This window comes from Pseudomonas sp. NFACC25 (assembly GCF_900100935.1).
Classification (GTDB): Bacteria; Pseudomonadota; Gammaproteobacteria; order Pseudomonadales; family Pseudomonadaceae; genus Aquipseudomonas; species Aquipseudomonas marginalis.
Window position 1 is genome coordinate 1 of record NZ_FMUC01000007.1, and the last position, 20,194, is coordinate 20,194.

Annotated in this window: 22 protein-coding genes, 1 tRNA gene and 2 pseudogenes; 10 read left to right on the forward strand and 15 right to left on the reverse strand. The window is 54.5% G+C overall.

The genetic code is table 11. The annotated features are described in order from the left end of the window. Positions 1-304: transposase domain-containing protein (locus tag BLQ09_RS16810; RefSeq protein WP_139202120.1), on the forward strand; the 304-nt coding region annotated here is incomplete at its 5' end. Between the two features lie 271 nt (positions 305-575). On the opposite strand, the gene BLQ09_RS16815 is transcribed toward BLQ09_RS16810, so the two are convergent. Next, positions 576-1,055, reverse strand: coding sequence for a hypothetical protein (locus BLQ09_RS16815; RefSeq protein ID WP_092357893.1), 480 nt, complete (start codon positions 1,053-1,055; stop codon positions 576-578). Between the two features lie 76 nt (positions 1,056-1,131). Between BLQ09_RS16815 and BLQ09_RS16820 the strand changes: the two genes are divergently transcribed. From BLQ09_RS16820 to BLQ09_RS16830, 3 genes are all read left to right on the forward strand, one after another. Next, positions 1,132-1,617 (forward strand): hypothetical protein, encoded by a 486-nt coding sequence (locus tag BLQ09_RS16820; RefSeq protein WP_139202121.1) that lies wholly within the window; start codon positions 1,132-1,134, stop codon positions 1,615-1,617. Positions 1,618-1,657: 40 nt separating this feature from the next. After that, on the forward strand, positions 1,658-2,623 hold the full coding sequence (locus tag BLQ09_RS16825; RefSeq protein WP_092357898.1) for an HNH endonuclease: 966 nt from the start codon (positions 1,658-1,660) through the stop codon (positions 2,621-2,623). 92 nt (positions 2,624-2,715) lie between these two features. Continuing rightward, positions 2,716-3,096 (forward strand): hypothetical protein, encoded by a 381-nt coding sequence (locus tag BLQ09_RS16830; protein ID WP_092357900.1) that lies wholly within the window; start codon positions 2,716-2,718, stop codon positions 3,094-3,096. A 237-nt stretch (positions 3,097-3,333) separates the two neighbouring features. Here BLQ09_RS16830 and BLQ09_RS16835 read toward each other — a convergent pair whose 3' ends face one another. The 4 genes from BLQ09_RS16835 to BLQ09_RS16850 all read right to left on the reverse strand — a co-directional run bounded on the left by BLQ09_RS16835 (position 3,334) and on the right by BLQ09_RS16850 (position 6,473). Next, the gene (locus tag BLQ09_RS16835; RefSeq protein ID WP_092357902.1) at positions 3,334-4,335 is read right to left on the reverse strand and encodes a YiiX/YebB-like N1pC/P60 family cysteine hydrolase; all 1,002 of its coding nucleotides are present in this window, start codon (positions 4,333-4,335) and stop codon (positions 3,334-3,336) included. Positions 4,336-4,357: 22 nt separating this feature from the next. Next, positions 4,358-5,089, reverse strand: coding sequence for a hypothetical protein (locus BLQ09_RS16840; protein ID WP_092357904.1), 732 nt, complete (start codon positions 5,087-5,089; stop codon positions 4,358-4,360). Positions 5,090-5,163: 74 nt separating this feature from the next. Continuing rightward, a complete protein-coding gene (locus BLQ09_RS31615) occupies positions 5,164-6,036 on the reverse strand; it encodes a hypothetical protein (RefSeq protein ID WP_256568865.1) in 873 nt (290 codons plus the stop codon). A 65-nt stretch (positions 6,037-6,101) separates the two neighbouring features. Next, entirely contained in the window at positions 6,102-6,473 is a 372-nt protein-coding gene (locus BLQ09_RS16850) for a histone-like nucleoid-structuring protein, MvaT/MvaU family (protein ID WP_092357906.1), read from the reverse strand. Positions 6,474-6,556: 83 nt separating this feature from the next. Between BLQ09_RS16850 and BLQ09_RS16855 the strand changes: the two genes are divergently transcribed. Further along, the gene (locus BLQ09_RS16855; protein ID WP_092357908.1) at positions 6,557-7,564 is read left to right on the forward strand and encodes a PIN domain-containing protein; all 1,008 of its coding nucleotides are present in this window, start codon (positions 6,557-6,559) and stop codon (positions 7,562-7,564) included. A gap of 33 nt (positions 7,565-7,597) precedes the next feature. Here the strand turns inward: BLQ09_RS16855 and BLQ09_RS31315 are convergent, their stop codons facing one another. The 4 genes and pseudogenes from BLQ09_RS31315 to BLQ09_RS16870 all read right to left on the reverse strand — a co-directional run bounded on the left by BLQ09_RS31315 (position 7,598) and on the right by BLQ09_RS16870 (position 10,889). Next, on the reverse strand, positions 7,598-7,870 hold the full coding sequence (locus BLQ09_RS31315; protein ID WP_175472320.1) for a hypothetical protein: 273 nt from the start codon (positions 7,868-7,870) through the stop codon (positions 7,598-7,600). Continuing rightward, positions 7,871-8,089: pseudogene (locus BLQ09_RS31900) on the reverse strand (DUF4055 domain-containing protein); the annotation flags it as partial. A gap of 20 nt (positions 8,090-8,109) precedes the next feature. Continuing rightward, positions 8,110-8,550: pseudogene (locus BLQ09_RS31905) on the reverse strand (DUF4055 domain-containing protein); the annotation flags it as partial. Beyond that, the gene (locus BLQ09_RS16870; protein ID WP_092357914.1) at positions 8,550-10,889 is read right to left on the reverse strand and encodes a DEAD/DEAH box helicase; all 2,340 of its coding nucleotides are present in this window, start codon (positions 10,887-10,889) and stop codon (positions 8,550-8,552) included. The pseudogene BLQ09_RS31905 and the gene BLQ09_RS16870, both read right to left, overlap by 1 nt. A 451-nt stretch (positions 10,890-11,340) precedes the next feature. On the opposite strand from BLQ09_RS16870, the gene BLQ09_RS16875 reads away from it, so the two are divergent. Together BLQ09_RS16875 and BLQ09_RS16880 are read left to right on the forward strand one after the other, a co-directional pair. Then, on the forward strand, positions 11,341-12,639 hold the full coding sequence (locus BLQ09_RS16875) for a hypothetical protein (protein WP_092357916.1): 1,299 nt from the start codon (positions 11,341-11,343) through the stop codon (positions 12,637-12,639). Between the two features lie 315 nt (positions 12,640-12,954). Further along, positions 12,955-13,143: a helix-turn-helix domain-containing protein gene (locus BLQ09_RS16880; RefSeq protein ID WP_092357918.1), complete on the forward strand. Its 189-nt coding sequence runs from the start codon at positions 12,955-12,957 to the stop codon at positions 13,141-13,143. A gap of 328 nt (positions 13,144-13,471) precedes the next feature. On the opposite strand, the gene BLQ09_RS16885 is transcribed toward BLQ09_RS16880, so the two are convergent. After that, a tRNA-Leu gene (locus tag BLQ09_RS16885) sits at positions 13,472-13,558 on the reverse strand. 251 nt (positions 13,559-13,809) lie between these two features. Between BLQ09_RS16885 and BLQ09_RS16890 the strand changes: the two genes are divergently transcribed. Continuing rightward, positions 13,810-14,247: a hypothetical protein gene (locus BLQ09_RS16890; RefSeq protein WP_256568866.1), complete on the forward strand. Its 438-nt coding sequence runs from the start codon at positions 13,810-13,812 to the stop codon at positions 14,245-14,247. Positions 14,248-14,341: 94 nt separating this feature from the next. Next, positions 14,342-14,533: a DUF2188 domain-containing protein gene (locus BLQ09_RS16895; protein WP_092357922.1), complete on the forward strand. Its 192-nt coding sequence runs from the start codon at positions 14,342-14,344 to the stop codon at positions 14,531-14,533. A gap of 45 nt (positions 14,534-14,578) precedes the next feature. On the opposite strand, the gene BLQ09_RS16900 is transcribed toward BLQ09_RS16895, so the two are convergent. Then, on the reverse strand, positions 14,579-14,860 hold the full coding sequence (locus tag BLQ09_RS16900) for a hypothetical protein (RefSeq protein ID WP_092357924.1): 282 nt from the start codon (positions 14,858-14,860) through the stop codon (positions 14,579-14,581). 196 nt (positions 14,861-15,056) lie between these two features. Between BLQ09_RS16900 and BLQ09_RS16905 the strand changes: the two genes are divergently transcribed. Next, positions 15,057-15,515 (forward strand): GFA family protein, encoded by a 459-nt coding sequence (locus tag BLQ09_RS16905; protein WP_092357926.1) that lies wholly within the window; start codon positions 15,057-15,059, stop codon positions 15,513-15,515. Positions 15,516-15,517: 2 nt separating this feature from the next. Here BLQ09_RS16905 and BLQ09_RS16910 read toward each other — a convergent pair whose 3' ends face one another. The 4 genes from BLQ09_RS16910 to mgtA all read right to left on the reverse strand — a co-directional run bounded on the left by BLQ09_RS16910 (position 15,518) and on the right by mgtA (position 20,108). Further along, positions 15,518-16,045: a DinB family protein gene (locus BLQ09_RS16910; protein WP_092357928.1), complete on the reverse strand. Its 528-nt coding sequence runs from the start codon at positions 16,043-16,045 to the stop codon at positions 15,518-15,520. 94 nt (positions 16,046-16,139) lie between these two features. Continuing rightward, positions 16,140-16,961 (reverse strand): hypothetical protein, encoded by an 822-nt coding sequence (locus BLQ09_RS16915; protein ID WP_092357930.1) that lies wholly within the window; start codon positions 16,959-16,961, stop codon positions 16,140-16,142. A 19-nt stretch (positions 16,962-16,980) separates the two neighbouring features. Beyond that, a complete protein-coding gene (locus tag BLQ09_RS16920; RefSeq protein ID WP_027606612.1) occupies positions 16,981-17,328 on the reverse strand; it encodes a DUF2493 domain-containing protein in 348 nt (115 codons plus the stop codon). A 65-nt stretch (positions 17,329-17,393) separates the two neighbouring features. After that, complete coding sequence (gene mgtA, locus BLQ09_RS16925; RefSeq protein ID WP_027606611.1) at positions 17,394-20,108, reverse strand: magnesium-translocating P-type ATPase; 2,715 nt, start codon at positions 20,106-20,108, stop codon at positions 17,394-17,396. Positions 20,109-20,194 lie beyond the last annotated feature (86 nt).

Sequence of the window (20,194 nt, forward strand, 5' to 3'; positions counted from 1 at the left end):
GGCCAGCAACTGGATCAAGTTGGTGCGCTACACCGAAGCCGGATATTTGCCGATCGACAACAATGCGGCCGAGCGTGCGATCCGGCCCTTCGTGATCGGGCGCAAGAACTGGCTGTTCAGCGACACGCCCAAAGGCGCGACGGCCAGCGCTCAACTTTACAGTTTGGTCGAGACGGCTAAAGCCAACGGCCAAGAGCCCTATGCGTGGCTGCGCCACGCCCTTGAGCGCCTGCCACAGGCAACCTCGGTTGAAGATTACGAAGCCTTGCTGCCGTGGAACTGTTCGCCCGCATCGCCTAGCTAAGCGCGCCGCCTATTTTTGAACAGGTGGGGTTTATGGAGCGCTTACGATGAGTTCTTCAGTGTTCACGGATGCGGCTGCGAAGCGTCCTCTATGCCACCGACTGCAAAGTTCATGTAGCCTGCTCAGCCCCTCTCAACATTACGAGAGGGGATTTAGGAAAGGACGAAGCTGATATCGCTACCACCCGGTTATTCCCTTGTTCAGTCAGTCCACAATGCACACACGGCCATTCACTCAATCAGGTTGATGCCAGGGCAGCGGAGGTCTTTGGTCAGCCTTGAGTATCAAGCCAGCGCTCAACCTTCTCAAGTCTCCCCATCTCTCGCAACTGAAGCTTGGCTTCCCCTAAAAGGTCGAGGAACCGCTGCCGATCCCCCTCAGCCGGAAACCACTCACCTATCTCCACGCTGCAATGCTGAGACTCGCTCAGAGCCCATCTGACGACCATGTCTGCGGCAGACCTGAAGTGATCAGCCATCCAGACAGATTTCCCTTCAGCATGCCACCCACGCTCAGCTAGCAACTGGGTTGCATCCAAGATCCCCGCATCACCAAAGAAGGCCGTCATATCGGGAAAATGAATCCCCGCGAGCGATACTTTGCACACCCCGGAATCACGATCCCAATACGCCAAAACATGCCACCCACCAGTGGTCACGCCCGGAAATGAGAAGTTGATCGCGGCTTTCCCTGTGATGTAGTGCTCACGAGTGACACGCGAAAGGTCGAGGTCGAACAGGGGCTGAGTCATCCCGGCAACGTATCACCGCACCAATGGTCAGGCAACGCGGTTTGACTCCAAACCTGGCCGCAGACAAGATGGCCTTTTGGCATGGACGACCGGCATGGAGCCAACACATTTCATCGACTTTGAGGCTTCAGGGATCGCGCCAGACAGCTACCCAGTTGAGGTCGCCGTGGTGTACCCCGGTGGTGAGTACCAGGCGCTGATCAAGCCAGCGGATTACTGGGATCACTGGAGCTACGACGCCCAAGACATGCATCAGATCACCCGTGAGCAGCTGGTGAATAAAGGCACCCCTGCTATCCAGGTGGCTGAAAGGATGAACCACCTGTTTGCCGGCAAAATCCTGTGCTCTGACAATCCAACCGATTGCTACTGGATGGATGTCCTGTACGAAGCTGCTTGTATAGAGGCGACCTTTGAAGTTAAACCGATTGAAGTATCCGTCGGCAGAGAGGCTTCCGGGGAGATCCTGCGAAAATTACCATTCCGCAAGGGGCACCGAGCACTGCTAGACGCTCACGCGCTCCAGGTGGTCATGCAAAACCACACACATGAATTGCCATAATAGCTACAGGTTCAGCTGTTTCTATTAGCGAGAATGACTAATGTCAGAAGAATTCTTTTTAGAAAATGATGAACGCATGGAAAGCCTGCGAGCTTGTTACGACCTGCTTTTCTTTAAGACTCTCGACTCTACAGAGCAATTAGTCATTGATGTTAGCCGTGAACGAACTACAAAGATTTGCAGGTATTGTGGCAAAGGCCCAGGCGAAACAACATTCAAGTCTGTATCTCACGCCATTCCTATATCGATTGGAAACCGAACTCTAATAGATCGCCTGGAGTGCGACGCTTGCAATAATCACTTCTCGATTTATCTAGAAGATGGTTTTTCCAAGTACACATTGCCACACAGGATTGTCAATACCATCAGGGGACGAAAAAATCCTAAGCACAAGGACGACGGCCTCGAAATTACTTTTTCAGGGCGCGGGGATATCAGGGTAAATGTGCTAAGTGGTGGTGAGTCTAGGTTTGAGACAGTGAGTGTAGATGGTGGCCATCAGTTAAAATGCAATTTCCCCAGGCAGCCTTACCGCCCTATAACCGTATACAAGATGTTTGTCAAAATAGCACTAGCCCTGATGTCAGATGTTGAATTTCGCCAGCTGGACGAATTGAGAGAGTGGATTTTAAATAAAGATCACGCGAGGATTTTCTCCGGTGTTCCAGTGGCGCAGTGGGAGTTCCAGGGATTCTTTGATCCCAGTAAGTTAAGGTGTGGCTTGTTCAAGGTTAAGGATGAGTTTGCAAGCCAATACTTCAAGTACGTTCTAGTTATTAATTTTGGGAATTTGCAGTACAACGTTGTCATTCCCGCCCCCCTGTCAGAGAGAGAGTTCCGCAAGACCATGTTTGACTTTCCAGCGCTCGTCGACAGAGCTAACGTAGATGCCTGCGGAGATCCTAGCTATAGCCATGTTTATTTCGACTCTGATGAGGTGGTCAGAGGAGAATCTGTCGATATCTTCATGCTTTTTGAAACGAAAGAAAAAATCGACCCCGTCTAGGATCATCAGCCTCATATCATTCGAGGCCCTCCAGGGCCTTTTTAGTCCCCAAGGTTTGTTAGCAAAGCAACTGCGGGAATTATTTTAAGAGTATGCTGCTGGCATACGCACCTGTGTTTTCAGGGGTTTTAGAGCACTATTCCCTCTACCTCCTGAACAACCTAGAAAAGTGTAGAAAAAAGTTATTGAACTACTCAAAGCTCACTGCCATGCTTAATACATATGCACTTATCGAGGAACATATCATGGTTGGTTATGTAGTGGTTCATGCAGGCTCTGGATCTATTGGAGAGGTATACGAGACAGAAGACCAAGCTCAACTGGCCAGGATCGAGCAGATCGAAGAGCACTTGGCAGACGCGGTCAGTCACCAGTTCGACGATCAGGATACTACTGCCTATAGCCGTGCTGATTTCGAAGATCGGAAGCGGGAAGAGTGGCGTTCTTTGCTATTTGTCTGTGAAGCGGAATAGCGATCATGCTCTGGCTAGTCAGGCTATTCAGAAAAGATAAGCCCAAGACAGTCTGGGTATCCAGGAAGATCAGTTCATCTTAGCCGCTAACTCACTCAAAAACCCTCCAAGTGTCCCTTGGAGGTTGTATAAGCATCGACCCGGAAGAACTTCGCGACCAGATCATTGAGAGCAGAGAACGATACAAAGACTTGGTGCGCCGGGATGGGCATTGAGTAGTTTGACAACAAGCCAACGCTACTTACCGTACACCTTGAGCATAGTCTTGGCGTGAGAGACTCTCTGCCCATGCCCAAACGACAGTGTCATATAAAGATTTTTGAACAGCGCGAATGCCTGAAGGTGTGTTTCAATCTCTAGTTCTTGATAGATTTTCATGGTTCTATTCCAGTGATTAAAATCACCATCAGCTTCGTGCGCTAATGTAGACCTACAGTAGTCTAGGATCTCCATCTTTCTTGCGTCACTGCTAGAGTGGTAGAACTGAACCATAATAGTAAGGTCATATCGCCATGGAAACCTTGAAACCTCAAGCTGCCAGAAGTTTAAATAACCTGTACTTTTGAGCGCCAGGGCAATGGCATCATCAAGCTCGGGATTTTTTTGCAGCGAACTGTGAATATCACTAACAACCCTTATGGATGAATCAATTTTCCTTAACTCACCCATGAGCTTTGAAGTCGCATCTCTAAAGAGGATGGTTGTATCACCCTGCCTTGAGAGCATTTCAATATCATCAGAGGTCACATCCGTTACGGCATCAGGAATGAGCTCAACCAGACTAGACTTTTGGATTTGAGCAGGCGTACAAGCGTCAGGATTGTTAGTAAACATGATCCCCTGACTTGCGTAGGCTCTGGATACAAGGCGAGAACAATACTGCATACCCGTTCCTTTCACACCAGGGAGGACGACTGCACCTACTGCTCCAGCCAGAGTGTACGGAGCACCGTTCTCGCTACGAACGTAATCGATAATCCCCTGCATTTGCTCGGGGGAAATCTGTTGCTTTAATCGGTAAGCATAGATCGCACAGCTATCATCATAAAACATCTTGTCAATGTTTCGTGCCTGCACGCCTTCGCCAGTTGAATCCATAACCGAACTATTAGCAACACATATCATTGCATGGGATATATCGCTTTTCGTGAAGAACTTAATAATCTTGCTCTGAATTTCAACAGACGTCGACAGTATGATGTCGCCTTTCTTTAATTTAGATGAGTCAATTTTTTTCATGTCCGCTCAATCCTTTTCCGTGTCACCAACAAATCGATTGCCATTCTTCTGATAGCTCTAGGAACTTCTTCATGTCGTTGCGCACCATCAACTGCCACATGAACACCTCGTCTTCGACACTTTCATCAACCTCTGGTTTATCCAGCAGGTTTATTATGTCTACCATACTTCCAAGGAGTCCTGTTCGATCTGCGCGCTCGCCGTGATCTTTTAGTCTGGCAACGCAATCGGTCACATTCATCCAGACCACTCCGTGATCAACACCAAGTGAAACTGCAAGTTGCAATGCATTCGAAAACTTCGGATAGCCCCACTTGGCTATGAACGTAAGTGATAGAAACTGCCTCAAGTCGGGCTTTCCTTTAAGCAGTAGCCTAGACTGAGATATCTCTTCAGGATCTAATTCATGAAATTTACCCAAGGGCTCCGCGTGGGCCATAATCCTGTCATGAAGGAATGTCTCGATAATCGAGGACAGTAGCGTGCTCAGTATCCCTTTAGTCTTTCTTTCAACTTTACGCCTTGGTATTAAATCGATAACAACGTAAAAAAAATATGCAGATATCAGTCCTGTTAACAAATCCCCTACGATATCTTCGAATGCATCTGATTGAAGCGCTGAAATCAGGCGCGGCCATGACTTCATCGCGTCCGGGACATCAAACTTTATTTTCACCATCAGCAGGAGGGCAAACGCAATCCAGGCTCCCCAGAACAGCCAGAATTCTTTTCGATCCTTCAGGAAACTAAACATCCCTATCTCCACTTGAAAGGCCCGCGAGGCCCATTTGCACTCAGAAACGCCAACATACTGCCATCACTGCCAGGTCAGCCAGCGGAGGTGCCCAGCTCCCGCATATGCTCCAGCACAAGGTCGAAGAATTGGCTTTCGTCGCGATAGAAGAACGCAGATGGTTCATGAATCGCCAAATGCTTGGTGTCCTCTTCCCATTCGGCATACCAGGCATCCTTTACATCGACGTAGACAGCCGGCCTGCCTTCGAACTGATCAGCAGTGATGTCGACGACGAGGCCATATACCTCCAGCCAGGCATGGGAGCCACCGTCCTTATCACCGCAAACGTAGTAGAACTCTCCGATATCCAAGCTGTTTAGGTGTTCGCCCAGCAGCTCAGAAATTGTCCCGCAGCAGCTGTGCGGGAAGCTCCGGAGGTTCTCCGGAACCCAGGCAGTCTTCATTACGTTCTCGATAGCAGCGCGGAATCTACAAGCCAACTGGTTCAGCGAAACCTTAAGCTCAAACTGCACGCCTGGGTGAATCATCGGCTCGCCAAGCGTAGCGAGATAACCAGGATATTCGGCCTCAATTGAGCCGCACCTCTCCTGGTACATCACATCAATGATCGGTTCAAAATGGGCCATGCTCGTACGCAGAGAGTCCTTGCGCCCCGGCAGTGACGCGTCTCTAGCTGGCATCCAGGAGTCATCGGTAGGGTCATTCCGGTACTTTGCGGCTCGCTCCGATACGTTTTTGTAAACGATCAGGCGATTCATCTCGTAATGATCAGGGGCCTGGCTTCCGAGGTCACCGGCCATGTTGAGACCATCAATCAAGGCGCGAACAGACAGCCCGGCTTTCTCACCGGATGAAAATAGATCAGACGTACGCTCGGCAGGTTCTACAAGAATCGGGCGCCCGGCCAAGATTAACAACTGCTGAAACTCCTGATCCATGTCCATGAGCTTTATTCCTTAGATAACGAAAAGGGCCCTGCAGGGCCCTAATTGTTTGTACTCAAACAGTCTTACTTAGCCAACCAAGATTCCACGGTGTCGGAGCCGTATTCGGATTTCCAATCCTTCAGGATCTTGTGGTTGCCGCCTTTGGTCTCAACGACTTCGCCCGAGTGTGGGTTCTTGTAGATTTTTACCTGGCGTGGCTTGCGGGTGCCTGCCTTCGATTCTGCAGCTGCTGGAGCGCGGCGGGTCGAGGCTTGCGGGTCAAGAATGGCGATGACGTTGCGCAGGCTGTAGCTGTATTCAGCGAGCAAGGCGCGCAGCTTGGTTTCGAACTCAACCTCTTTCTTCAGGCCTTCGTCGCCCTTCATCGCTTCCAGGGCAGCCAGTTGCTCGGCTAAGTGTTTTTCAAGCTGACGGAATTCCGCAAGACGAGACATTTGACGCTCCTGTATGTTGATAGGCCATTATCCGGTGATGGCTACAGCCAAGTCTAGCAATCAGCAAACTCAAGGGAGCTTCAATGCATTTAGTAATGCTCGACACCTGCGTCTGGCTTGATATTTCGACCCAGAAAGCAGAGCTGCCAATGCTGACGGCTATTGAGCACCTGGTCGAAGAAGGTGTCATCAAACTCCTGGTGCCCGAGCTTGTGCGTACAGAATTCGAGCGAAACAAGGACAAGGTCATTGAGTCCACACGCAAGCGGATTGCGAGTGAGATCCGCGTTGTCAAAGGGATGATCCAGTCATTTGGCGGCGAAGGAAAGGACAGTGCCCTGGAGACCATTGATGATGTGAACCACCGGCTGCCGATCCTTTCCGAGGCGACTCAGGGCAGCGTCAACCGAGTGATTAAGCTGTTCGACTTGGCTTTCCAGACTCCCATATCAGATGCCGCCAAGATAAAGGCTGCCGAGCGAGCAATCGATAAGAGAGCTCCATTCCACAAGCAAAAGAATAGCGTTGCTGATGCGGTACTGGCCGAAGCCTTCCAGGAATTCCGAGTCGAGCAGGCAGCCAATTTCGATAGCTTCAGGTTCGTGACCCACAACGTCACTGACTTTTCAGGCAAAGATCACAGGCAGCCCCACGAAGACTTTTCAGACATCTTTGATGGCAAAACCTCCCTATATTTCAATACCACGAAACCGGCAATCGAATATCTGCTAGACCTAGAGGAATTCCACTACGAAAACGAGTGGGCCTGGGAAGATCAGACGCGTGGCCTTCAGGAAATTCTGGGGGCCATGGACGAGCTGGTCGATAAGGTTTGGTACAACCGGCACATGAACATGATGTACGGCCTTGAAGAAGGCGAGGTTGAGATCGTTGAGGACGGCACTGAGAGGTATGGCAATGAGGTCATTCACCGCTCCATCCTGAAAGGCGCTCTCGCTGCAGCCGAAAAGGTTCGAGAGAAGTACGAAGACACAGGCCCATGGGACGACTTTGAGTGGGGCATGATCAATGGGAAGCTGTCGGCCCTTCGTTGGATTCTGGGTGATGAGTGGGACATGCTAGACACTTGAGAGACTAGAGGGGCTGCGGCCCCTCCACGCTGATCAGGCGAGCCCTGTCGAAAGACAATCTTCATTGTCAGCAAGGTTGAATTCGTTGCCCAATACGCTCCTGCGCTTCATTTCCTGTAGGTAGTCTTCCCGTGAGATGTCGCCTATTGTCCGGATCGTGGTGAGAGTCGAGAGCTCTTGAGCATCACTTGTTACGCCGTAGTCAGTATTGATATCGACATGAAATTCGGCGTCAGGGAGTCTGTTGAAATACGCGAGCCAACCGAAGCCCTGAGAAAGAGCACTGCTGAGATTGATGGTAGTCATTGCGACCCGGTTGTTTGTCTCACCGGCTCTGAGTGTTCGCCCCTGGGCCGTCTCAGCCACGCCAGTGTTTTCAAGCATATCCAGGCCGTAGGATTGCATCTGCATCTCAAGATTGCGTATCGAATCACGACCAGCACCAATCGCAGCGCCTGAGTGTTCGACGTACTTGAGATCAGCACCAATATCGCCCTTGATCGCGTACTCGGCACCAATGGCAATAGAGGGTCATCAGCTACGCCCGAGGCGAAAAGCACGGGAATCCTGGCAACCCGGAGAATATTTAGCTGATCAGATTTCTCTTGCCAGTGCTGCACGTTCCCGTAAGCAAGGTCGATCAGCGGAGGCGCTGCCATCAACTCGCCACTTGCGACGACGGGCGAGGAATGCACCGCAACGACAGGGATCTCTTTGAGAGCAAATGGCTGCTCAAGGGCGATAGGAGATCCATCTTCACCATCGTAGACAGACCAGGTCACGACTTCGCCGTCCCTCTTGAAAACACGAACCCGGGTGACCTCTTTTTCGCCCCATTCGCCGTCAGCAACCACCGCAGACTCCTTGATTCTGATTTCCGTGAGTTTGTCGTCTTCGTCCATCCGAAACCCGAGCACACGCTCTCCAAGAAGATGATACAGGTAGGGTCTGCTGCCGTTTACAGCCTTCCTTGGCGTTTGATACATCAGATGTATCGTGTCATTTGAGCCAGTGATTTCGGGCTAATGGTGTAGAAAAACTGCTTGTTCGTTGTCTCGTGCTTTTTGACGACAAGTCCGAACTGCCCGAAGATCTTTGTGATATCTGCCTTCTTGGCCTGGTCGCTTTTTGCAGAGCTCATCCTGATCCCTGCTTCCAGTACGTCAGCGCGAATAGCGTTCAGGCTGTCGAACAGCTCGACACAGTGAGCACCAGTCCAGCCGTTGCCCGATGTCATTGCGGTCAGTGCTGGCTTCAGCAGGGCCATTACCTTTTTCGAGCTGCGCTCATCTGTTGCGGCAAGGGCTTCAATGTTGCCGATCAGCTCGCGGAACTTGATGATCTTTGACTCACCGTCGCCAGAGCCCCAGACCATCGCGTCGTCCAAGTTGAAATCAGAGACTTTCATGACTGCGATTGCCCTAGCGCGTGATGCCTCCAAGTGCTCATGCTCGTTGACTGAGCCGTACTCCTTTACACGCTGGGTAGTTGCTTCATCGGCCTTAGCAGCGCTGTTGAGGCCTTTGGCGATCTGGCGCTTTACTGCCTTGCGAGCCTGGCTATCCGCTTTGAATCCGGAGATAGAAAGGTCATCGTCATGCTCCAGGACTTCGACTTCAAAACCACGTGCGAGCAGGCTTGCTGGGAGTGCCGTCTGGATGTTGTCTCGCAGCCATGCCTCGTTTTTGCGATGCCCGTACTCCAGAAAGCGGAAGTTAATTGCCGCAACCTCAGCGCTAACCAATCTCTGAAGCTTGGCGCCTTGAGCAGCATCAAACATCTTCTTGGCATCAGCCTGGGCTTGATTGATCGCCACATCATTTTCTTCATCTGACTTATCAGGGGCGCGAACAAAAACTAGCGGGACGTATGCATCAGCTTTCAGGTGTGGGACGAGATCATCAACTCCAATAGGACTGCACTTGTAGGTCGCTTCGACGGTTTCAGACCTGCTGTACATCGGCTGCTTGATACCGACGATGAAGCTCCCAGCAGTGCGGTCGCGACGAAGCATTTGAATTGCGTCGCTTGGCACCACTTGGCCCTGGAAGAGCCCGTAATGCGCCCTGAAATGACCTGACGTGATCGAGAGAGCTGATGTGATCACTGGGCTGTAAATCACCACCTGGTGGGTCGTAGCGTTCGGGTTCGAAATGAAGGCAGCTTGCTCTGGCCACAACGCGTTTTCAGCAGTGATCACCAAGGCTGCTGGCCCGCCTTGTTTCTCAATCGACTTCGCGAGGGCATTGGCTTCTTTCACGGCATCGCAAGCAATAAGCGTGTTCACCTTGCAAGCCGACGATACAGCAAGGGCCCTGACGTGATTGATGTCGCCGGTCTGCACTTTGATACCAGCGTGAGCAGCGGGCTTTTTGAAAAGCTTGTATTCAGCCCCGATCATTTCAGCGCAGCGTGCGTCGATGTCAGCGTCGGACATGATCACGGTTGCTGTGTGTTTGACGACAAAGTTCATGGTTTCCCAGACGGTCTGGCGGTTCTTCACTTCGCCGCCGAGTATGTGGCTGATGACTTGCGAAGCTTCGTCAATGACAACCAGATCGACCTCCTGGATGAAGCGCTTGAATTTCAGGGCAGTCAGGGAGTTGACCACGATCTTCAAACCCTTGGCATTTGCGAGGACTTCAGGACTATCGCACTCGTCGTAGCTCACGATGCCGGGCAGGTTTGCCAAGGTTTTATTGATCGAGCGACGGTGGGAGATCACAAGCACCTTCTTGCCGGTATCAAGGTAGCGCTGAATGACGGGCTCGTTGATGATCGTCGATTTGCCTTCGCCGGTCGGCAGGCTGATCAGGTATTTGCCGCCGTCTGCCAGGATGATGTCGCGAATGGCCTCAGGGCTCTCAGGGGAGATGCCGGTGTCTTTCAGGGCGTTGGTTTTGGAGTTCATCCGGCTAGTCAGGAATTCGAGCTTGTCGTTGATGAGAGCTTCGCAGACGTCTTGGGTTCGACCTGTTGCTTCAGCGAGAGCCTGGGCTCTCTCCGGGGTTTTGCCGGAGACGAAAACATCACGAGCGATTTCGAACGCTGCTGTGTCGAAAGCTTTGTCACTGCTGTCAGCTTTGACGATCATCAAAGCGATTGCGATTTTGGACATGGTGTAGATCGAACGAGTGATCTGACCAGCATCGGCGCTGTGGAGACCAGAAGCTGTTTTATAAGCTACTGAGACAGCGTTCAGGACATTGCCATCGATAGATATCAGGCGGGTAATGTTTTTGTATTCTCTAAGTTCAAGAGCGGTTACAAGAGCATTTTTGTTGTTGTCGATGATGACTGCTTGCGATGAGGTTGCATTGTTCATTATGTGTTTCCTCAATTTCAGGGGATCTCTCATTCCCCTGATGTATCTAGTATCAAAAATGAGTGAGCATTGAAACAAGATGTCTATTGGAAGTTAGGCAAAATAATTAAATTGGGTATACATATATCCACACAGGAATGATTAAAAGCGTTTCTCTGAGCCAAATGTTTTCCGTCCCTTCACCCCATCTACTACCTCTCTATTTAGAAGAAAAAGAAAGTGAAGACAGGTAGATGGGGTGGCTGCTTACCCCAGCATGACTAAGAAAAAATTTTTGTGAACCCCTAGAAGCTGAGCTCAGCCCAGAAACACGGAGGATACACACTCAATAGCTGTCCCAAACTCTCGACAGCCCAAATAAATAAAAAAGTAGTTGCGCCCATGTTTGTTCATTTTGAATACTTATCGCATCGAGGCAAGAGAGAGCCTCGAGAATGAAAGGAAAAAGCAAATGCCTATTAGATATGCAACACAGACAACGGCTTCAACGAGCTACGTTTCGAATAAGTCTGCTGACTCATTACACACACTGTTCAAGAAGCATTTTGAGCAGCCTAAGGTTTTGGCTGAGAAAACGAATGCAATGACGTTCGTACCGGCCAGTTTTAATATCCCGGCGCGCAGCGACCTCAATGTGGTCTCGTCTTCCTTGATCATCTTCGACATCGACCAGAAACTTGGTGAAGGATATGACGACGAGATGATCGCGCTTGAAGAGATCGAGGACGCACTCCTTGATCTGGGTCTTGAACACTTTCTCTACACGAGCCACAGCCACACGCTGACTGCACCGCGTTTTAGGGTCGTGATGACCCCCGACAGACCCTACTTTTACGAAGAGCACAATTCGATCTGCGCAGCGATGCTTGAGACCCTAGACGACTTTCTGGATGGCAGGTTGCTTCGCGCAATCGACCCTTGCTGGAGAGTTCCATCGCAGTGCTACTACGTCTACACGGCGCATCCTGATCGCCTTGCTCACGCGATCAGCTTTTACAACCCAGGCAAGCCTGTAGAAGTGCTTGAGCTGAAGCTTCAGCAGTCCAGCTACGGACTTAGCATGACTTACAAGCCAGGAGCATCACGCAAAGCAACTGGCAACACCGGAGCCCGTGGTAGGTCTTATGAGCTCAACAGGATCGTCGGCGGCATGGTCACTTCAGCAACAGAAGAAGAGATTGCTAAGAGGTTGTTCGAGCACGACAACACTGAGTATTCGGACGACCCGTACTTCCGCGATATGCAGTACCCAAGAAACAGGCCGCGCCCAGGTGAGTCACCAGAAGCAGCAGCGTGGCGTTCTTGCCAAATCTTCGCGAAGTCACACATCAACTCAATTCGCAGGAAGTTCAAGAAGCAGGTCGATACCACTATTGTCGTCAAAAAGTCGGAATCGACGGAAGCAATGCCAACCCACGACGCAATGATCAAGTTCAAGTCGTTCAACAGCAAACCCACAAAGAGCGGTGGCGCATCCGTACTAATGGAACTTCAAGTCATGTCAGGTGATCATGCCGGGCGGCACTTCTGGCACAGACTTTATGGTGATGGTAATAGCGACGTGGCAATCAAGATCAGCAACTCAACCATCCAGAAGATCGCGAAGGCCACTAAGACACCTATGGAAGAACTTCAACATGTAATTAAGGCTAGCGGCGCAACTGTGATGGCTCGCATCAAATACAGACCTGGCACTAACGGCTTCAAAGCTCAAAACGAAATCGGAGACTTGCACATCAATACGGTTTAAATATGATAACAAAAGGAGCAAAAACCACGCACTATACAATCTGCTATGTTATAATTGGTTGTGGCTGAGGGCTTACATCCTTTTTCCTTCAGTTATGTAGCCCTGACAGTCTCTCTCATACCTGCTGAGGATTTTTTATGTCCGTAAAACAGTATACTTTCAATGTACTGTTAAATATTAAAGATATGTTGTTAGCATACTTTGAAAAAGCTCTTTCCGCGCCTTGACGCCAACTTTTCAAACAATTACCGTGAATTGACAAGCTGAGGGTTGAGGCCTCGCTTGCACGACCATTTACGTAAAAAGGAATGCTGTATGAGTGAGTACATTCGCGCTGAAGATGCTGCTACGATTCTTGGAGTTTCAGCTGATACCCTGCGCTTCTGGCGGTACGCGGGAAAGCACATGGATAAAATTCCGCCGCACAAACATATCAGCAGGCGGGTGTTTTACAAGCGTGATGACGTAGTGCGTTTTTCAAAGACGATGTACTGCCCCGCGTGACGCCATCCGTCCCTAGAGATTGACCTGATTCGCATAGAGCATGATGCTCGACCGAGGCCCCGGCACGACGCCCAGGCACTCCCCCAAAACCTGGCCCCCGCGACCGGGTTTTTTATTGCCTTCAGGAAAGTCAGGAGTTTTTTTCGGGCAGGTGCTGTGGGAACCTCGGGAACCTCTACGGCTTAGGAGGGCTGTGGAGAGATTGCGGGGGATGCGTAAAAATACGACTGAGGTTCCCATGAAGTTCCCATGGCGCATTGCAGGGCCCGAAAACAAAAAAAGACCTCCGAAGAGATCTCTTTAAGTACCTGATTTTACAGGGTTTGATTGGTGCCCGAACCCGGAGTCGAACCGGGACGCCTTTACAGGCGGGGGATTTTAAGTCCCATGCGTCTACCAGTTTCGCCATTCGGGCGGTAGCGCGTTGTTGCAGGGTTGGGAATATATAGATCCAGGCGCTTCGACGCAAGGTCGGGCTGCCGCTTTCTTGCATGGACGGCGTATGAAAAAGCTTGGCAGATCAGTGATCTACATCGGCTTTAACAGGCGAACCAGAGGATTCCTACTGCACGGGAACAAGCGGCATAAATGACAGTCATAGCGATATGCCATCCCGGCCGTCTGGAAAGGAATCAGTTGATGCTCAGTGTTCACAGGCGCTATTGGATGGTTATTGCAGGTGTCGTGGGATTGTTGGCCGGTACGGCACAGGCTGGGAGTGCGGTGAAGTGGGGGGATTTCAGCGCGTCAGGCGGTGACCGGTTGACGGGGGCTTCGCTGGAGGCGGGCAACCAGTATGTGTTGGAGGCGTCGAGCATTTCGGTGGGGGATATTGAACAGCTGCAGGCTGCGCAGAAACGTACCGAGAGTGAGGTACAAGGCCTGAAAGGCAAGCTGGAGGGGCAGGACCGCGCGTTCGATGAGTTCAAGCGCAGGGACGGTTCGAGCGCCAGTTCCAGTGACAGCCAGTTGGCGAGCCTCAAGCGCACGGTCGAGGATCAGAACAGCACGATCGAACGGCAGAAAAACGACATCGACGGTTTGAAGCGCAGCCTGGATGATCTCAAGCGCAGCCTGGATACCTTGAGCAGCAAGGTCAAGTAGCCTGGCCGCCGCGACATGCGGTCAGTCATGAGCCTGGATGCGGGTGTAAGGTAGGGCGTGCAACGCTGGGAAATCTCAGGAAAGCGAGGTGACTATGAGCGCTCCACTGCTGAAGAAGCTGCACCTGAATGGATACGACATCGTGCAGGTCAATTTCGGGCCATGGCGGGTGTGTACGCCCCAGGATCGGCTGGCGTCCTTCAATTCCCGTGAACAGGCACTGGCGTATGCCGCCACGTTGCCGGGTTACCAGGCACGCAACAGGCCGATGTCCAATGATGATTGATTGAAAACGAAGCCCCGGTTTGTCCGGGGCTTCTGCGTTTCTGGCTTATACGAAAGGCTGTGCGCCGAAGCCGCGGGGCAGGCGTTGTCGCCCTGGCAGGTCGGTCAGGCGCTGCGTCCAGGCCCTGCGCCAGTCGGTGCTGGTGTGGGTCTTGGCCTGGCGCGAAGCACGGCGTGCGGCGTTGCGCTGGTTGCGGCGCGCTTCCTTGTAGGCATCGGTGTTGCGGCAGGTGCGGCACTTGACCCGATTCAGCTCGGTGCTGGAGGGCAGGCTATTGCCGTGATGGCCGCAGGCCAAATGCCCGGCAACCTTGAAGTGAATGACCATGTAAGCGTCTCCTTCTTATTGGGTACGCACATCGGTAAACCCACAATGCACGCGGGGAGGGCGGGGCTGAAAAATCCCGGCACCTGAAGTTAGGACCCCATGGGCGCAGTGGCGTTCGGTTTTGCCCCCGGACCTGTTCAACACCCCCGCCTCGGCGCTACCCTGCCACGCCACTGATCATGAAAAGGAGTGTGTGATGAGCGTCGAAACCCTGCCCCTGGAAGGCAGTTGCCGTTGTAACCGGGTGCGCTTCAGCGTGAGCCAGGCGCCGGTGATTACCATGGCGTGCCACTGCACCGGCTGCCAGAAGATGACCGCCAGTGCGTTCTCCCTCAGTGCACTGGTTCCCGCCAGCGCGTTCACGGTGACCCAGGGCTGCCCGGTGGTCGGCGGCCTGCACGGGGTCGATCGTCACTATTGCTGCCCGCACTGCATGAGCTGGCTGTTTACCCGCCCCCATGGCATCGATGAGTTCGTCAATGTGCGTGCGACGTTGTTGGATAATGCCGCGGAGTACGTGCCCTATATGGAAACCTGGACCCGCGAAAAACTGGCCTGGGCTACCACGCCGGCAGTCGAAAGCTTCGAGCAGTTGCCGCAACCCGAGGACTTTGCACGGTTGCTGCAGGCCTATGCCGAGTTCAGCGCTCGCTGAGTTCAGTCAATCAAGGCGAGCAGGTCCGTATCGCCCACATCCTGCCCGGCCTGGGTCAGCAGTGTGGTGGCCTGGCCTCGATGGTGGGTCTGGTGATTGAAAAAATGCACCAGCAGGGCGCCGAACGGCTTGCTGGCCGCCGCGCCGCGCATATTGTGGTAGTGTAGGCGATGGTCGAGGTCGGGTTCGCGCAGGGTGTGCACCCAATCGATGATCAATTGGTCCAGCCAACGCCGCCGGGCGTCGAGTTCATCCAGGTCGGCGAACGCGAGTTGCTTGAGGTCCGACGGCGCGGCGATGCTGTTCAGCGGCGCCAGCGCCGCGTAGCCGGCGGGGTGCAGGGCAAAGCGTTTGAGCCAGACGGTGTCGCCCAACGTGAGATGGTTGAGCGTGCCGAAGACCGAACCGAAAAACGCTTGGCGGTCCACGCGCAACTCATCGTCCGTAAGCCTGGCAGCCGCGTCATAGACCTTGTGGTTCATCCACTGGTTGTAGGTCGCCAGCAGCGTCATTTGTTCGATACGGTCCACGTGCTTTACCCCTCGTTGGCAATGGTGCCGCCATCATAAGGCAATTACCTGGACGACCCGCCACGGCAACTGCACCGGGAGCAGCAGGCCAGGCCTAAAACCTGAGCGTCGCACCGGTGGTCAGCCATTGATTGCGTTCACCGCCCAGGTCGCGCCCGAGCACCAGGTCGACGTCGACAAATTCCCCGAGGTGCAGGCGCGGCCCTGCTTGCCAGGCCTGGTCACCGCCTTCCTGGCCGTAACGTTCAGCGATCAGCGTAAGGACATCCATCAGTTGATACTCGACGCCGGTGCCCCAGGTCAGGCGCTGGGTTGGCTCGCCGTCGTTGTAGGCATGGGCCCAGCCGGTATTCAGGTTCAAGCGCAGGGGTGCCAGCGGTTGCCAGGTCAAGGGGAGGGTGAAGTCGGCGCCGTCGAACCCGTGTCGTCGATCAAGGGCAAGATGCGCCCCGGCGGAGATCGCCATTTCCAGCCCCAGGTCTTGCCGTGACAGCACCTGCGCCTTGAGTTGCGGACTCACCTGGGTCTCGCCCCGGCCTGCGCTGTCGGCCCGTGACAGCGCCGCGCCCCACTGCACCGAAGGCAGTGCGCTGAACGTGCACGCGGGAGACAGCGTTGCCGTGTGCGTGCTGCCGGCGTGCCGGTCGGCGCTGTACCAGGCGTCGAGATTGCAGGCACCCGGTGCGTTGATTGCGCCGTCATCGACCACATAGGCGCCACCGGCGGCATGGGCCTTGGACACCAGGGCGATTAACAGGATCGAACCCAGGGTGATACCGATAAACAGCAGGTTGCGCCGCAGCGCCCGCTGTTTTGCCGGCGGCAACAGCAGCAGGGTCTGGCGCGCGCCGCGATAGTGCCGCGCACGGTATTTGGCAAACCCGTCCGGGCGCTTCGGGGTGTGTTTGTTGTGCATGATGCACCTCGCTTGAATATCAGTTCTCTACGCTCAGCACCGAAATGCCGCTGGCCCTGGCCTGGCAGACCAGCTCCGACGTGTCGTCACCACCCGGCAGCGCGATGACCACATCCGCGCGGCTGTCGGTCAGCATGAAATGGTTGCGCTGGCGCTCCGCCTGCTTGCCGTGGCGTTGCCAGTTGGGCGGGTAGCGCACCACGTCGATGCCGAGTTCCCGCGCCCAGTCCTCGATGGCGCTGCCGAGGAACTGGTTGCCGCCGTGAATCAGCACCTGCACCGGGCGCAGGCGGTGGTAAGCGTCCAGCACTTGGCGGGACTTTTTGCAGTCGGCGTAATGACGACCGGCACAGATCAAGACGCGCATGATCCTATTCCTTGTAATGCACGGTGGCGGCCGGGCGACCGCCACCGTTTAAACGGCGGGGGAACTCAGTACCACTGCTTGAAGCGGCGGATGTAGAGGGTTTTCATCAGTTGGGCCACGCAGCAATAGCTGAGCAGCGTGCCGACCAGCCACGGGAAGTACGCCAGCGGCAGCGGTTGCAGGCCTACCAGGGCGCCCAGGGGCGAGAACGGTACGTAGATGCCCAGCGCAATCACCACTCCGGTCATCATCAATACCGGCCATGCGGCCGTGCTCTGGAAGAACGGAATCTTGCGGGTGCGCAGCATATGCACCACCAGGGTTTGCGAAAGCAGGCCCTCGATAAACCAGCCGGACTGGAACAGGGTCTGCATTTCCACGCTGTTGGCGGCGAACACGTACCACATCAGGGCAAAGGTGGTGATGTCGAAGATCGACGAGGTCGGCCCGATCCAGATCATGAAGCGGCCGATGTTCCTGGCGTCCCACTTGCGTGGTTTGGCCAGGTACTCCTTGTCCATCTTGTCCCACGGCAGGGCCAGCTGGGAGATGTCGTACATCAGGTTCTGCAGCAGCAGATGGATCGACAGCATCGGCAGGAACGGGATGAATGCACTGGCCACCAGCACCGAAAACACGTTGCCGAAGTTGGAGCTGGCGGTCATGTTCAGGTACTTCATGATATTGCCGAAGGTTTCGCGGCCTTTGAGCACGCCTTCTTCCAGCACCATCAGGCTCTTTTCGAGCAGGATGATGTCGGCCGATTCCTTGGCGATGTCCGTGCCGCTGTCCACCGAGATACCCACGTCGGCATCCCGCAATGCCGGTGCATCGTTGATGCCGTCGCCGAGGAAGCCGACGGTGTGGCCGTTGGCTTGCAAGGCCTTGAGCACCCGGGATTTCTGCAGCGGCGTGAGCTTGGCAAATACCGTGCGCTCCTCCACATGGCGCGCCAGGGTGGCGTCGTCCATAAGCTCGATCTCCACCCCCAGCAGCGGCCGGCCTGGCTCGAGGCCGACCTGGCGGCAGATCTTGCTGGTGACCACGGCGTTGTCGCCGGTAAGGACTTTGACCGCCACGCCGATCTGCTGCAGGGCTGCAATCGCCGGGCCGGCGGTTTCCTTGGGCGGATCGAGGAAGGTCAGGAAGCCCTGGATCACCAGGTTGCGCTCATCGGCGGTGGTGTACTGCTGGCGGGCCAGGGCCTTGGGAATGTTGCGCGTGGCCACCACCAGCACGCGGAAGCCGTCTTCGTTGTAGTCATTGGCGATCGCCAGCAATTCCTCGCGGCGGCGCTCATCCAGAGGCACTGCACTGCCGGCCTCCATCACGTGGGTGGCAATGTCCAGCATCTCCTCGACGGCGCCTTTGCACACCAGCAGGTGGTCGTGGGCAGCGTCCTTGACCACGATGGACAGGCGACGGCGTACAAAGTCGAACGGCAATTCATCGACCTTGCTGTAGGCAAACGGCACCTGGAACCTGGGGTTCTGCTCCGAGAACTGCACCACGGCCTGGTCCATCAGGTTTTTCATGCCGCTCTGGTGGTAGCTGTTGAGCCAGGCCAGGGACAGCACCGCATCATCGCGCTGGCCGAAGGCGTTGACGTGATGCTCGAGGATGATCTTGTCCTGGGTCAGGGTGCCGGTCTTGTCAGTGCACAGCACGTCCATCGAGCCGAAGTTCTGGATCGCGTTGAGGCGCTTGACCACTACTTTGCGCTTGGCCATCGCCGTGGCGCCCTTGGCCAGGTTGGCGCTGACGATCATCGGCAGCATTTCCGGGGTCAGGCCCACGGCGACCGCCAGGGCGAACAAAAATGCATCGCCCCAGTCGCCCTTGGAGAAGCCGTTGAGGAAGAACACGATCGGTACCATCACCAGCATGAAGCGGATCAGCAGCCAGCTGACGCTGTTCACCCCGCGATCGAATGCGGTCTGTACCCGGGAGCCGACAATCGCCTTGGCCAGGGAGCCAAAGTAGGTGCGCGGCCCGGTCGCCACCACCACGGCTTTGGCGCGGCCGCTGACCACATTGGTGCCCATGAAGCAGATGTTCGGCAGGTCCAGCAGGTTGCCCTGGTCGGCGGCTACCGGCCCGGCGGATTTTTGCGTGACGTCGCCGAGGGTGTCGTACTTCTCCACCGGCAAGGCTTCGCCGGTGAGCACCGCCTGGCTGATAAACAGGTCGCGGGACTCGATCAGGCGGATGTCGGCAGGGATCATGTCACCAGCCGACAACTGCACGATATCGCCGGCCACCAACTCGCGCATCGGCACTTCGCGCAGGGTGGGCTGGCTGCCCACTTGCTCACGGCGCAGCACCGTGGCAGTGGTGCGAACCATGGCTTTCAAGGCTTCGGCGGACTTGGCCGAACGGTGCTCCTGCCAGAAGCGCAGCAGGCTGCTGAGCAGGACCATGGTCATGATAATGACGACCTTGGTGGGGTCGGCTTCCTCGCCGTCCTGCATCGGCAGCCAGCAGTCGGTGAAAAAGCTGATGCCGCCCAGGGTCAGCAACACGTAGATGAACGGGTTGTTCAGGGCCTGCAGGAATTGCACGATGGCGTGAGGCGGCTTGTCATGAGCCACTTCGTTGTGGCCTTCCCGGTGCAGGCGGGCAGTGGCGTCCAGTTCGGTCAGGCCATCCTGGGTGGCGCGTACGTTGGCCAGGGTGGCCGACAGGCCGTTGTGGGCTTCGCGGGCGGCACGCATCGACAGTTTGGTGTCGCTGGCGGTGCCGGTTTTCTTTTGCAGTGGCGTGTTTTTTACGGCGCTCATTGTCTGTGCTCCTGTCGCCAATTCTCGACAAAACATACCCGGTACTTGCCTGAATACAGGCGAGCGAAAGCATGCCGAGTCGCTGA

What these genes read in the sequence shown, in the direction of transcription:
- BLQ09_RS16835 (WP_092357902.1), bottom strand. Translation starts at nt 4,335, where the DNA reads ATGAAAAAAATTGACTCATCTAAATTAAAGAAAGGCGACATCATACTG.
- BLQ09_RS31315 (WP_175472320.1), bottom strand. Translation starts at nt 7,870, where the DNA reads ATGACTACCATCAATCTCAGCAGTGCTCTTTCTCAGGGCTTCGGTTGG.
- BLQ09_RS16900 (WP_092357924.1), bottom strand. Translation starts at nt 14,860, where the DNA reads ATGGTCATTCACTTCAAGGTTGCCGGGCATTTGGCCTGCGGCCATCAC.
- BLQ09_RS16870 (WP_092357914.1), bottom strand. Translation starts at nt 10,889, where the DNA reads ATGAACAATGCAACCTCATCGCAAGCAGTCATCATCGACAACAACAAA.
- BLQ09_RS16840 (WP_092357904.1), bottom strand. Translation starts at nt 5,089, where the DNA reads ATGTTTAGTTTCCTGAAGGATCGAAAAGAATTCTGGCTGTTCTGGGGA.
- BLQ09_RS31615 (WP_256568865.1), bottom strand. Translation starts at nt 6,036, where the DNA reads ATGGACATGGATCAGGAGTTTCAGCAGTTGTTAATCTTGGCCGGGCGC.
- mgtA (WP_027606611.1), bottom strand. Translation starts at nt 20,108, where the DNA reads ATGAGCGCCGTAAAAAACACGCCACTGCAAAAGAAAACCGGCACCGCC.
- BLQ09_RS16825 (WP_092357898.1), top strand. Translation starts at nt 1,658, where the DNA reads ATGTCAGAAGAATTCTTTTTAGAAAATGATGAACGCATGGAAAGCCTG.
- BLQ09_RS16880 (WP_092357918.1), top strand. Translation starts at nt 12,955, where the DNA reads ATGAGTGAGTACATTCGCGCTGAAGATGCTGCTACGATTCTTGGAGTT.
- BLQ09_RS16815 (WP_092357893.1), bottom strand. Translation starts at nt 1,055, where the DNA reads ATGACTCAGCCCCTGTTCGACCTCGACCTTTCGCGTGTCACTCGTGAG.
- BLQ09_RS16855 (WP_092357908.1), top strand. Translation starts at nt 6,557, where the DNA reads ATGCATTTAGTAATGCTCGACACCTGCGTCTGGCTTGATATTTCGACC.
- BLQ09_RS16830 (WP_092357900.1), top strand. Translation starts at nt 2,716, where the DNA reads ATGCTGCTGGCATACGCACCTGTGTTTTCAGGGGTTTTAGAGCACTAT.
- BLQ09_RS16875 (WP_092357916.1), top strand. Translation starts at nt 11,341, where the DNA reads ATGCCTATTAGATATGCAACACAGACAACGGCTTCAACGAGCTACGTT.
- BLQ09_RS16895 (WP_092357922.1), top strand. Translation starts at nt 14,342, where the DNA reads ATGAGCGCTCCACTGCTGAAGAAGCTGCACCTGAATGGATACGACATC.
- BLQ09_RS16920 (WP_027606612.1), bottom strand. Translation starts at nt 17,328, where the DNA reads ATGCGCGTCTTGATCTGTGCCGGTCGTCATTACGCCGACTGCAAAAAG.
- BLQ09_RS16915 (WP_092357930.1), bottom strand. Translation starts at nt 16,961, where the DNA reads ATGCACAACAAACACACCCCGAAGCGCCCGGACGGGTTTGCCAAATAC.
- BLQ09_RS16850 (WP_092357906.1), bottom strand. Translation starts at nt 6,473, where the DNA reads ATGTCTCGTCTTGCGGAATTCCGTCAGCTTGAAAAACACTTAGCCGAG.
- BLQ09_RS16905 (WP_092357926.1), top strand. Translation starts at nt 15,057, where the DNA reads ATGAGCGTCGAAACCCTGCCCCTGGAAGGCAGTTGCCGTTGTAACCGG.
- BLQ09_RS16890 (WP_256568866.1), top strand. Translation starts at nt 13,810, where the DNA reads ATGGTTATTGCAGGTGTCGTGGGATTGTTGGCCGGTACGGCACAGGCT.